At 34.4% G+C, this 12,460-nt stretch carries 11 protein-coding genes; 4 read left to right on the top strand and 7 right to left on the bottom strand.

The features are described from left to right. The first annotated feature begins 86 nt into the window (after positions 1–86). Positions 87–1,613 carry a radical SAM/SPASM domain-containing protein gene (locus Bccel_RS03865; protein ID WP_036941006.1) on the top strand — a complete coding sequence of 509 codons (1,527 nt, stop codon included), beginning with the start codon at positions 87–89 and terminating at the stop codon, positions 1,611–1,613. Between the two features lie 106 nt (positions 1,614–1,719). After that, positions 1,720–3,897 carry a peptidase domain-containing ABC transporter gene (locus Bccel_RS03860; RefSeq protein WP_242853111.1) on the top strand — a complete coding sequence of 726 codons (2,178 nt, stop codon included), beginning with the start codon at positions 1,720–1,722 and terminating at the stop codon, positions 3,895–3,897. A gap of 4 nt (positions 3,898–3,901) precedes the next feature. Here Bccel_RS03860 and Bccel_RS03855 read toward each other — a convergent pair whose 3' ends face one another. From Bccel_RS03855 to Bccel_RS03830, 6 genes are all read right to left on the bottom strand, one after another. Further along, positions 3,902–5,128, bottom strand: coding sequence for a hypothetical protein (locus Bccel_RS03855; protein WP_050753073.1), 1,227 nt, complete (start codon positions 5,126–5,128; stop codon positions 3,902–3,904). 321 nt (positions 5,129–5,449) lie between these two features. Then, positions 5,450–6,265 carry a WD40 repeat domain-containing protein gene (locus tag Bccel_RS03850; RefSeq protein WP_050753072.1) on the bottom strand — a complete coding sequence of 272 codons (816 nt, stop codon included), beginning with the start codon at positions 6,263–6,265 and terminating at the stop codon, positions 5,450–5,452. 148 nt (positions 6,266–6,413) lie between these two features. After that, the gene (locus Bccel_RS03845; protein ID WP_036941012.1) at positions 6,414–7,253 is read right to left on the bottom strand and encodes a hypothetical protein; all 840 of its coding nucleotides are present in this window, start codon (positions 7,251–7,253) and stop codon (positions 6,414–6,416) included. A 23-nt stretch (positions 7,254–7,276) separates the two neighbouring features. Next, the gene (locus Bccel_RS03840; RefSeq protein ID WP_036941014.1) at positions 7,277–7,774 is read right to left on the bottom strand and encodes a hypothetical protein; all 498 of its coding nucleotides are present in this window, start codon (positions 7,772–7,774) and stop codon (positions 7,277–7,279) included. Between the two features lie 268 nt (positions 7,775–8,042). Beyond that, on the bottom strand, positions 8,043–8,372 hold the full coding sequence (locus tag Bccel_RS03835) for a hypothetical protein (protein ID WP_036941017.1): 330 nt from the start codon (positions 8,370–8,372) through the stop codon (positions 8,043–8,045). A 394-nt stretch (positions 8,373–8,766) separates the two neighbouring features. Then, positions 8,767–9,306 (bottom strand): dockerin type I domain-containing protein, encoded by a 540-nt coding sequence (locus tag Bccel_RS03830; protein WP_276326147.1) that lies wholly within the window; start codon positions 9,304–9,306, stop codon positions 8,767–8,769. 322 nt (positions 9,307–9,628) lie between these two features. On the opposite strand from Bccel_RS03830, the gene Bccel_RS32480 reads away from it, so the two are divergent. Together Bccel_RS32480 and Bccel_RS03825 are read left to right on the top strand one after the other, a co-directional pair. After that, positions 9,629–9,718, top strand: a complete 90-nt coding sequence (locus tag Bccel_RS32480; protein ID WP_152966130.1) for a TetR family transcriptional regulator — start codon at positions 9,629–9,631, stop codon at positions 9,716–9,718. Positions 9,719–10,031: 313 nt separating this feature from the next. Further along, entirely contained in the window at positions 10,032–10,343 is a 312-nt protein-coding gene (locus Bccel_RS03825) for a hypothetical protein (RefSeq protein WP_152965915.1), read from the top strand. Between the two features lie 103 nt (positions 10,344–10,446). Here Bccel_RS03825 and Bccel_RS03820 read toward each other — a convergent pair whose 3' ends face one another. Beyond that, entirely contained in the window at positions 10,447–12,168 is a 1,722-nt protein-coding gene (locus Bccel_RS03820; protein WP_036941023.1) for a methyl-accepting chemotaxis protein, read from the bottom strand. Positions 12,169–12,460: the final 292 nt, after the last annotated feature.

Here is a 12,460-nt window from a genome sequence, read left to right as displayed (position 1 = left end):
TGAATGGAAGAATCATTATTAAACTTATAATATTTTTCCATTCACCATCCCCGCATAATTATTCATTTTCCACAAGGAGGAGTTTTATGAGTATAGATTTCAGGCCTATAACAGGCGTATGGGAGATAACAATGGGATGCAACATGAGGTGCAAGCACTGTGGGTCTTCCTGTGAAAATCAGTTAAGCGGAGAACTGACAACGGATGAGGCATTAAATCTTTGTGATGACTTGGCAAAGCTTGGATTCCAATGGCTTACTCTTTCCGGCGGCGAGCCGACTACAAGGAAAGATTGGGATATAATTGCAAAAAGACTCAACGATAACGGTATCATTCCCAACATGATCACTAACGGCTGGCTTATGGATGAAGAAATTGCAAAAAGGGCCAAATCTGCAGGAATCAATACGGTAGCCATAAGTCTTGACGGTCTTGAAAAAACTCATGATTTTATTCGTCGTGAGGGTTCATTCAAAAGGATAATGAATGCTATAGACATTCTTGTTGAAAATGGTGTAAACTGTTCAATTATAACCACTGTAAACAAAATGAACCTTGGTGAACTGGAAGAAATGCACAGTATCCTATCAGGTAAGGGTATTTACGGCTGGCAATTCCAGCTAGGCCTTCCTATGGGTAATATGGCAAAAAACAGTGATCTTGTGTCACAGCCTCACCACATGGATGACGTTATCAATTTTGCATACAATGCCATGCAAAAGAGCGATATTGATATACAACTTGCTGACTGTATGGGATATTTCAACAAAAAGGAAATAGCTGTCAGGAATAAATCCGATTCAACAGACAGATATGATTGGAACGGCTGCGGTGCTGGGAAATATGTTATGGGAGTACTCCATAACGGTGATATAGTTGGATGCACATCTATAAGGGACAGAAATTTTATAGAAGGTAATATTAAGGAAACTCCAATTTTGGAGCTATGGAACAATCCTGAAAAGTTTTCTTGGAACAGGAATATTACAAAGGATATGCTTCAGGGTACCTGTAAAAAGTGCCAGTATGGCAATCGATGCCACGGCGGATGCGGTAACACAAGGCTTACAATGGAAGGAACAATTTATGGTCAGAACAGGTACTGCTCATATAACCTTGCTGTACAAAAGGCTGAGAAGCAGTTTGAAGGCCTAAATGATATTGATGAGCTTATGAAAAAGGCCAATAAATTTGCACCTCTAAACCAGCACCAGCTTACCGGGATATTGCTTGAAAGGGTATTATCCATTGACCCGGAAAATGAAGAAGCACTTTCCCTCTACGGTTATACTTCTTTCATGCTGGAAAATTATAATGACGCTGCCCAGGCGAATAAAAAGCTCCTTTCAAAAGACAGCAGCAACGTCTATGCCAATAAAGGATACGGCCTTTCCATAGCAAGGCTTGGAATGGTTGATGAGGGTATCAGTTATTTGAAAAAAGCAATAGATTTGTCAAACGGAACATATCTTGATCCCTACTATGATCTTGCTGTGGTCTATTACGAGAACGGAAGACTTGTGGAAGCTATTAAGTCCCTTGAGGAGGGTTTTAAGTTATCCGAAGAGTTTAAGAATAACAACCAGGCTTTTTATAATATTATTAAGGCATGATTGAAATATTACTTCCCGTTTTGAGCGTGTGTTCACGAGTTAAGTTAACACGAAAGCGAAATTATACGGGAAGTTATATTTTCAACATGACTAAGGAAGGACAGGCATGATTCTAAAAAAGATTTTAAATTTTGCCGGAAGATACCCGGTAGTACGACAACATGATATTACGGATTGCGGTGCTGCTTGCTTAGCTTCTATAGTCAAATATCACGGTGGCAATATATCAATAGCGAAGCTAAGAGATTATTCCGGCACTGGCAAGGAAGGCACTACCGGCTACGGAATTGTAAAGGCATTACAAAGACTTGGTTTTACTGCAAGAGGCCTCAGAATTGATATTGAACAGCTTAAAAAAGAAGAATTTCCTTTAATAGCTCATGTAATAGCCGATCATTCAGGTAAAAAGCTTGAGCACTATGTTGTTGTGTACAAGATTGAAAATGATATTATTACATATATGGACCCTGCTAAAGGGATAGTAAAGGCTAAACTGTCCCTTTTTCGGGATATTTATACAGGAAGAATCCTTTCATTTAAACCTGGAGAGCTTCTTAATATAAAAACGGAAAACAATAAGGCACTTTTTGATCTAATAATATCAATTGTGAAAGTGCTTAAACTTCCTATTTTTATTATAGTTTTAATATCTTTTATCTTTTCAGGCCTTGGAATCTTAAGTACATACTACATGAAGTACCTTTTTGATACGGTAATTGAAAAAAGAATGTTTAACCAGCTTACTTATGTCTCCCTTTTCTTTATAGGGATTTTTATAATACAGCTTCTTTTAGGTGTTATAAGAAGCCTTATGGTAACCAAATTGGCACTTAAGATTGATAAAGAGCTTATGCTGAGCTATTTCAAGCATGTTTTAAGGCTGCCCATGAGCTTTTTTATATCGAGGAAAGACGGTGAGATAATATCCAGGTTCATGGATGCATCCAAAATCCGCGAAGCCATTTCCGGCATTACCCTCACCCTTTCTATCGACACTGTCATTGCAATAGCTGGTGGGGTTATTCTTTTTATGGCAAACAGATTTCTTTTTTATATAACACTATGTATTTTAGTTCTATACGCAATAACAGTATTATGTTTTATACGGCCTTTAAGAAAAATCAACACTTTGCAGATGGAAAGCAATGCAGTCCTAACCTCCCATTTGGTTGAAAGCCTTAACGGCGTTGAAACCTTAAAATCATTTAACGCCTTAAGAAAAACTGATATTGTTGCAGATACAAACTTTAACGATTTAATTAAAAAAGTATATAAAGGCAGTATATTATATTCTGCCCTTACATCCATTACATCAGCGATCAATGGCCTTGGAACAATATTGATTCTGTGGTTTGGAATAATTGAAATATCTGCCGGAAAAATGTCTACCGGTGACCTTCTTGCATTCAACTCCCTGCTCCAATATTTTCTGACGCCTGTACGTAACCTTATTGATCTTTCATCCGAAATACAGACAGCGGTGGCAGCTTCAAACAGGCTTGGTGAGATACTTGAAATTGAAGGAGAAAAGTATGTCGACCCTGAAAGAAATGTTGTTCCGGATAATTTATGCGGTAATTTGAATATAGATAACATAACCTTCAGGTATGGCTATAAAAGGCCAGTAATCGAAAACCTCTCACTTCAAATTAAAGCCGGTGAGAAGATAGCCATAGTTGGCGGCAGTGGATCTGGAAAAACCACTCTTGCACGGCTTATTATGAATTACTACCTGCCTGAGAAAGGCACAATAAGTATTGGAGGAAATAACCTTAGGAAAATACCTCTTGAACTAATCAGAAAAAAAATAGCGTTTATCTCACAGGATGTGTTTCTTTTAAGCGGTACTGTAAAAGAAAATATAGCATTAGGTAATCCTGATGCATCTATGGAAGAAGTGATTGAGGCTTCCAAGCTCTCCAACTGCCATGAATTTATTGAAAAATTACATTTAAAATACGAGACTCACATAGAAGAAAACGGTTCAAACCTTTCAGGTGGTCAGAGACAGCGAATTGCTATTGCCAGGGCATTTTTACTGCATCCCGATGTTCTTATCATGGACGAAGCTACAAGTAACCTTGACACAATAACTGAGGAAGCTATCTCAAACACCCTGGACCTGTTTGAGGGAAAGGTTACAAGGATTGTTATAGCACATCGCTTGTCCACAATAAAAAGGTGCCAGAGGATATTTGTTCTGGAAAACGGCAGAATATCCGAATCTGGCACCCATGATGAACTACTTGCTAATAATGGGCTTTATGCTTCAATGTTCGAGTAAATTCCTAAAATGCATTTGCAGACTTAATAGACTTGGCATCAAAACCTGTACCCCACTGATGAGTGGAATAAGAATTTTCAGAAATATACCCTGTTACTGTTACAACTTGATTTATGTAGTTTTCAATACCTGTTAAACCTTTACCGCTACCTATATCATATTTGCCGCCTTCCGCAATGATCCCGTAGAAGCCGCCTTCAATTGTATTCTTCACGAGAATGCCTGTAATTGTAACAGGTGCAGTACCTGGAAGTGATACATCTTCGTAAAAGGTGTTAAAGTGCTTGGAAACTATTACAACATCAGCCATGTTAATAACACCATCATTATTAAAATCATTACCGGCTACATAACCTGATTCATTGGATGTTGTGTTAAATGAAACAGCCAGGTTAACAATATCGGTCATATTTATTACACTGTCTTGTTCATACCTTCCATTTTGATATTTGACTGAATCCCCTGCCCACATCTCTATAGCTTTATTAATTGTATTAAGGTTTGTATCATTTGCAACCTCTTTAATTTCAACAGCTCTTGTTAAATAGCCCTGCTTTTTTATTCTGATCTTATATCCGGATAAATTTTTAGGAACTCTTATTTCAAAATAACCATATTTATCAGTAGTTGCGTAAGAGTACAATCCATCAACAGTTATATAAAAATCCTTGTTAAAATCCGATTCCATAACGTTTTTATCACACAGCTCCGATTTGATATATCCGTTAATTTTGCATGGAGTAACGTTGGGCTGTGTTGGGACAGCTACTTTAACCATATCCTTGTCGAAATTGATATATGTAACCTGATTAAATTCTGTGAATTCATATTTCTGACTGCTTACATAAAGTTCTCCCGATTCAAGCTGTATAATTACCTTAAACAGTTTAGGAACTCCAAAGTATGTAAAGTTATGGGGTTTTTGAGTAACTCCATCAGATTTCCCTTCCAATGTCCCAAATAAAAGATAGTCTCTAATGTGAGTAGCAAGCCATCCGTCTTCATTATACTTATATAACGGCATACTCTTGTATTCTTCCGAATACTTACTGTTTAACTCATCATAAGTAATGTTATCGCTTTTAGATAAAAGATCCAGGTAATACTTACCTTCCGGGACACCATTAACTACAATATCAAGGGTAGGTTTTGGTCCTAAATCGGCAAAAACTGAAATACCGGCAAAAAGGAACAGAATAAGTACACTTACACACATAATCACTTTTTTCATGAAAATCCCCTCCTAAGATTATAAATCTAGCACAACTGCTTTTTAAGAAAACATCTGTAAATCCATATTAAACACGAAAATGTCATTCATGCTTAACAAAATTTTATCATATGTTTTCCAATTGTGCAATAAATTTATCCAATTTGATACATATAAAGGTGATAAATCGTATACATTTCTTTTAATATATTTAAACCGGTATGTAAATCAAGCTTTCATCTTCATTCACTAGCCATAAACGATTCCTTTTTCGATCTATACCAAAAGATTGGACTGCATTATTATACCCAGTATTGTAAGTTCCGATATGATTTCCATTAGTCAATTGATAACAATATATTTTTCCACGCCCATACCACATAATATCAGATTATCATTAGAACCTATTAATATATCTGGATAAACGTTTTCTTCTCCATCTGATTTCAAATCTACTGCCCAAACCAATTTACCGGTAAAAGTTTCGTACAAAATGAGTTTTCCTTTGTCATCATATCCCGTGCCATTAACCGAAACCTCGCAAACTACTAGATATTTACCATTGCTGGTAAAGGCCATTTTTGCAACTGAGTCACTAAAGTCTCCTAATTCCGGATTCCGAAAGAGAGATTCATGCAATACTTGGATATCTTCATCAAAGTTTTCATAGATGCTTATATATCCCCCTCCTTGAAAAGTGTGGGCTGCAGCAATATATTTTGAATTATTGTCAAATACAAGACCACTAGTCCATTCTCCCCCATCTATCACTTTCTTGCATTTAAAATCGGATTGGTTGATAAATGCCAAGCATTCATTGAAGCTTGCTAAAGCAATTGTTTTTCCATCCTGTGAAATGGATAGACTTTGAAACCAGAAAAGCTCATTTTTCAGATCAGTTATTTCGTTCTGAGCTATTAATTTCAAGTCATCCCAGCTATAGATATTGAGCAGGCAATTGTCTCTTTGTGCTATTTTGCTTCTCATATGTACTGTGACAATAGAATCACAGTTACAATCTGGGTTATAAACGGGATATGCTATTGGTACGCATTGTATTTCTATAGGGATATCACTACGTATATCCCACTTTTTTATATAGCTATTTGATTTTAAAGTTACGGCAAAATCATTGTCCGGATGAATTAGCACATACATATTATACCCTCCTGGTAGCTTGGATAGTTATTTTTCAGTGTAATTGTTTGAGTAAGTGTCTGCCCTCTGATAGAGCCTGTTATTAGTGACTTTATTACCCAGAAAGTCCTTCCGCATTTAACCATATGTGCATCATGTGCATAGTGTATTAAAAATCGAAGTCAACTTTAATATTAGAATTTTTTGCCACTTCATATACCGTTAATGCTTCTTTGACGTCTTCAATAATTTTTTTGCTGTTTTCCTTTAGATGATCAGGTATTTTAAAATAATGTATTTTATAGCTTAGCACCGTGCCCTTAAGGCTATCTGCTAAATATATATCCATAGGAGTACCTTTCCAATTTAAGAAAAACTTTCGAGTTTCAACAAAGTTCTTAGGAGCATGGGTACCATCTGAACAAGAAATATATATAAGGTATATATTTTCATTTTCATTAATTACCCATTTGTCTGTTTCAAATCCAAAGTGTAAAAAGTCAATAGTTGCATACACTTCAAGAGCTGTTTTACGTTCTTCCTCCGACATTTTTTTGTATGCAAACATAGAATGATTTTTTCCATCCGACATTTCAATATCTTTAAATTTTGGTTTATTCATTCTGTCTTTATATATATTATCAAGGTAAAAAATTATGGCTTCCTTTACGTTCTGATTCAAAATTTCATTGTTCAGTTCAGGAATAATTTTGCTATTATAAATGAGTTTATTTTTATCATTCCACTGTTTGCCATCTGTTAGAGGAAAAACATATGCAGTTACATGCATACATTTATCTTTGTAAATATATGCAAATTCATACATTGATTCACCATCACACCTTAAGATTGAACTTGAAACCCAACCAATATAATATAGTGATTCATTCTTTTCACGGTTTATATACCAGTAAGATTCAGGAGGGCACCCATCATCCAAAGGCTTTTTGAAATTATATTCTTTAATCTTTTGCAGCCAGTTATCCTCAATTTTTTCATAAACAAACATATAATAACCTCCCCAAAATTCCCTTAAGGCCCTGTTCCAATACTTAATATTTTAAACCCATCTTCTTCCTTCTTTACATTTATAAAATAAACTCTATGCCCTATCCAGCCATCAGATTCATATATGCCGTTTCCTGCTATTACATATTTTTCTGAAGCAGGCTTAATAGAATATCTAACATAAAATTGAAATTTATCAATATTCCCATGTTCTATTTTTATATCTTCTACTTTGTAGTCACTAATTCTAGCATATTCAATAACTTTGCTTTCTGTAAATGACTTTAAATACATATCAAATAATTCTTCTGATATCTCTTTTAAATCTGAAACATCAGTTTTTAGGCTAATATCTTTGTAATTTGGCTCATATAAATTTTCCTTACTTGGTGTTGGTCTTATATCTTCTGGTACCCCGGTAATTAAGTCATTCTTTGGGGTTTCATTTGTAATTTGTGATGTATTATTACATCCAACAAATAGAAATACAATCAAAAGAACTATAAAAATTATCTTACCCATAAAACTCCCTCCTCAATTTCTCTCTAAAGGCTTTCAGCCTTCACCCAAATAACCTACTCACATAACATAATCATGCCGCTCCATTATTCATACTAAATACCATTTAAAGTTTTATGAAATTCATAGCCTGACTTTTGTACCCATTGCCATTAATTGGACTTACAATTACAATTGTATCATTTTATCACTGCTTTTCAATATAATAACAATAAAACACTTGCAAATGTTTTATTACCATACAATATTAGAAAAATATGTGTACATCTTTTTACAAATCCTCATTACCATAAACAGCTACTATTGCAATAAAAACAATAACAATATGTAAACCTGACACCAATAAATTTACTTTTATTTTGGTGCTATTAATCTTTTTTAAAAATATCCCACTTATTAACGAATCAAAAAATACAATAAGTCCAATAATTAAAGCCAACAAAATAGAAATTACTAATGCTGCTGGTTTATTATTTAAAAACGGCTCTAATGCTTCTAATGCTAAATTTTTTGTAAAATAAATAGCAAACAATATCATCCATGGTATTATTTGAGAGAGAAAAATAAATATTTTGCTTCCTGCTGATAATTTTGCAGTCATTCACGAACCTCCTTTTATTTTTGGGTTATTCTTCATTTACATCTATAATTATAGCATGGCAAGAGCTATATTAATACCAATATGATTATCAGTTCATGTCTATCACTATTTTTTTACATGACAAACATTGATAACAGCTTAACCCTGTTTTTCTAAATACAATTACAAATTGCATCTTTTTCTATGCTGGTTACACCCTTTTGCATTATTATATCTGTCAGGCTACTGCAACCTTTAAATGCATGCTCTGCTGGCATGATACACAAATAAATGCCCCCTCACATTTATACATTGCGACTTAAGTTCTGTTTACTTTTTGTTGATCACCTTAATTTTTATCATACTTTTTCACATAACACAAAAAATTCAGATGTAGTTTTAATTTATACGAATTTTAGTATGTATGATTGAATTTCTCTACAATCATCATAATATCAATCATGTTGATGTACCCGTCATCATTTAAATCGCATTTAATATCATAATTATTGCCAGAAGATATAGTGTTAAAATGAGTAGCCGCCAAAATGACATCCTTCACGTTAACCACCATATCCCCATTAATATCTTCTGGTGCGGGATTTTCTAAAATTTTAGATAAATCACATAAACACGCATGATTTACTTCTTCATTTGGAAAGCGAAAACACCTTACAATTTGACCATTGTTATTTATTGCTTTAATACGTGAAGCATCGGGACCTAAGTTTCCAATGTCATTCATAACACCATTCTGCCAAAGAAATGCATGAGAGTTTCCATCTGAAGTAGTAGCACATCCTACAATTTGGCCTTTGTCATTAATTCCGGTAGCATCGGAATACTTACCACCCAGGGTTCCCAGATCAGTCATAATACCATTCTGACAGAGAACTGTAGGCTTTTCTAAAAACAAATCTTCAGCAAATCCAACAATTTCCACCTTATTATTTATTGCCTGGGCAAATGAATTGCCACCGCCTAATGTTGTTCCCAGGATAGTGATAGGAACTGTGGAAACATAGCCTGTTGGAACAGGTGTAGGACAATTATAAAAGGCAAGGATGATATCATGGAATATTCTATAATTTAAGAGTAATATACATAAAAATATAAATTTGCTTCAAGGTTTTTTTGAAGTTAAATTTAGACTTTTACCGTATCCAGAGAACATTTTGTTCTTGACAACCTAACAGGCGTTAGGTAAAATTCATCTAACATTTGTTAGGTTGGGAGAAGTATTATGAATAAATTAGAGGCAACTACAAAAGAAAAAAATTCTTACTGTTGCTCTTGATATGTTTTCTATCAGGGGATACAATTCAGTTTCAATACGAGATATCAGTAAAGCAATTGGCATAAAATAAAGCTCAATATATTATCATTTCACAAACAAAAAAGAGATATTTGATGAATTACTGATAAAAGCAGAGCAGCTTATATTAACTATGAAAAGTAATTTTAATAAGGCATTATCCTCGACAACACAAATAGACTTAAATTCCTTTGTAGAAGTTGGTATTTCTTATGTTGAAAATTTTTTGCTGGAAGATAGTAATCCAAAATTTTGCTATCCTATCTCATTTGGAAAGAGGTTTTTTTCTTTACGCCGTAATTTGTTTAATCTTTCAAAATGTCAAAGAAGAATTTATTAATTCCATAAGGATTGTTTTTTCCGTTATGCTCATGTTAGTATTTGCTATGGCAGCTACATTCTCATCCTTTAAGGCTGATAAGTCAGTCGTAAATCCCGAGGAGGCTATTACACTCACCTGGATTACCAACCATAGCCTTAAAAGGGTAACTTTAAATGATGGAACAAATAAAATAGAATGTCTCCTAAATGGTTCAACCACAGTTAATCCATATTCTAAAACTGTATGCACATTAAAGGCAATTGATGATCAGGGAAATGTAACAGATACCTTAATTATAAATGATGAAAATGGAGTAGAAGAAGAAAGAAGTGACATACTTATCACCGTAAACTAGTATATTTATTACATGTATTAGAGGTGCCGGATTTAATACTAATCCGGTACCCTTTTTGGCCAATGCATGGTGAAATCATGTCTCAAAGGTCATTTTCAAGTACCTAGTTGACCTTAAATTTGTCAACCTCCTTTTCCAGATGAAATGCCATGAGCTTTAATCCATCGATATGAGACTCCATATCCAGCATTACTGCCAGCTGTTCCTGTGTTGAAGCAGCTACCTGCTGACTGTTCAAGCTGAAGCCCTTTGAAATATCTGCAAGATAATTAATTCTGTCATATACAATCTTGCTTGATTTTTCTATTACCTGAATAGCCTTAATAACACCCTCAATCCCTGAATAAGCATGTCTGCTTGATTCCTCCATATTACCAAGGACCAATTCAACCTTCGAAACAGAATTTACTCCCTCCTGTGCCTGAACTACACCCTTTTGAATATATGTGACCGCACCGTCAATTTCTTCCTGCATCATATTTATAATATGGTTTATTTGCATACTTGCCTGGTTTGATTGTTCAGCTAATATTTTAACCTCATCCGACACAACAGCAAAGCCCCTTCCGTTTTCACCAGCCCTCGCTGCTTCAATAGCTGCATTTAATGCCAAGAGATTGGTCTGCTTAGCGATATGTGAAATAGCTTCACTAAAAGACTCTATTTCCTTTGATCTTTCTCCTAACTTTTGTACAATTTCAGCGGTATTCTTAACAGTGTTATTTACAAGACTTACCATTTGCATTGCATCTTTGAATATGCCTGATACCTGCTGTATATCATTCATTGCACTGTTTGAGGAGTTGGATAATAAATCTGCCTGAATTATAACCTTTTCAATCTGGCTAAAGGTTTCATCAATAGATTTAGAAACTTCTTCAACACTCTTAACTTGTTTTAAAGTACCCTCTGCTATATTATTTACTGCTTTTGTTATTTCTTCAGTAGCTTTGCTTGTATCACTGGCACTGCTGCTTAACTCATCAGTATGTGTTAAAATTTTTTTAGTGTTATATCTTATATTCTTTGTAATAGCACCCATACTTGCTATTACATCATTAAATGTTTGAGTCAGGCGACCAACTTCATCATTGTTTTTACACTCAATTTCTACGGTTAAGTCACCCTCTTTGGCAAGTTTTGCCTTACGTTCCAACATCTTTATAGAACGAACTAAAAAGTGTGATAAAATACTACTAAAAAGTATTCCAATCAACACTACTAAAAGAGCTACTATCATAATACGGGTTTTTACCATATTTATAGCTTCATACACAGATTTAGCCTCAAAATCAGCTGCCAATATCGTAGATATTTTACCGTTCTTGTCTTTTATAGGTACATATGCAGAAATTAGATTACCCCATTCCTCCGAATACTGTAATAAGTACCCCGCAGTTCCTTCAAAGCTGGCCCTCAAAGCAGAATCAATTTCATCTTCCTCATCACCTAACTGCGAAAAATTTTCGCTGTCATAAGGGGTACCATCAACAACATATATGTACTTACCGTTTTCATTCTTCCTAAGTGTATAAAGATATTTCAACCCTACAGAATCTTTCATTGTAAGAAGCTTATCGTGAAGCTCCTTGTAATAACTGCTCTCCATATCTTCTTTGGTCTTAAGCTCATTAATCTTTTCTATATCAATTGAAATCACCATAGAATTACATATATTCAGAGCCGTTTTTCCTACCGCTTCCACAATTGTAGATTTAGCATTATTAATGGCACAAAAACCTATAGCTATAGACGATACTAATATAAGGATAATAAAGCTACCGGAAAGTTTCATTCTTAATGAAATATTAAATTTACTAAGCATTACAAACCTCTCCCAACATTACTTTATTTATTTTTATTAAAATTGTTCATAGTTTGTTGTAAAAAAAATATACATTAGTATATCGTCTCGTTCTTCCATTTTCTAAAGGCTAATTTTAACCTCCGCATAAGTTTTAAGGATGCACAAGTGGAAATACAGACTTTGGGAGTAAATCCAGGAGATATAAATTAAGAAAAATTGCGGGTCAGGTCCCAGTGTATTGCAGTACTTATGTTAATGTAAATAACAGATTATACAAACATTTTAGTACCAATCCAGTACCCTTTTTCAT

Origin of the sequence: Pseudobacteroides cellulosolvens ATCC 35603 = DSM 2933 (assembly GCF_001262605.1) — a bacterium.
In the GTDB taxonomy this organism is placed as follows: Bacteria; Bacillota; Clostridia; order Acetivibrionales; family DSM-2933; genus Pseudobacteroides; species Pseudobacteroides cellulosolvens.
The sequence above is the reverse complement of the archived record's forward strand: the minus strand, read 5'-3'. Positions and strand labels throughout refer to the sequence as shown.

Excerpts from the sequence above, each read along its gene's own strand:
- Bccel_RS03865 (WP_036941006.1), top strand. The coding sequence starts at position 87 with ATGAGTATAGATTTCAGGCCTATAACAGGCGTATGGGAGATAACAATG.
- Bccel_RS03860 (WP_242853111.1), top strand. The coding sequence starts at position 1,720 with ATGATTCTAAAAAAGATTTTAAATTTTGCCGGAAGATACCCGGTAGTA.
- Bccel_RS03855 (WP_050753073.1), bottom strand. The coding sequence starts at position 5,128 with ATGAAAAAAGTGATTATGTGTGTAAGTGTACTTATTCTGTTCCTTTTT.
- Bccel_RS03850 (WP_050753072.1), bottom strand. The coding sequence starts at position 6,265 with ATGTATGTGCTAATTCATCCGGACAATGATTTTGCCGTAACTTTAAAA.
- Bccel_RS03845 (WP_036941012.1), bottom strand. The coding sequence starts at position 7,253 with ATGTTTGTTTATGAAAAAATTGAGGATAACTGGCTGCAAAAGATTAAA.
- Bccel_RS03840 (WP_036941014.1), bottom strand. The coding sequence starts at position 7,774 with ATGGGTAAGATAATTTTTATAGTTCTTTTGATTGTATTTCTATTTGTT.
- Bccel_RS03835 (WP_036941017.1), bottom strand. The coding sequence starts at position 8,372 with ATGACTGCAAAATTATCAGCAGGAAGCAAAATATTTATTTTTCTCTCT.
- Bccel_RS03825 (WP_152965915.1), top strand. The coding sequence starts at position 10,032 with ATGCTCATGTTAGTATTTGCTATGGCAGCTACATTCTCATCCTTTAAG.
- Bccel_RS03820 (WP_036941023.1), bottom strand. The coding sequence starts at position 12,168 with ATGCTTAGTAAATTTAATATTTCATTAAGAATGAAACTTTCCGGTAGC.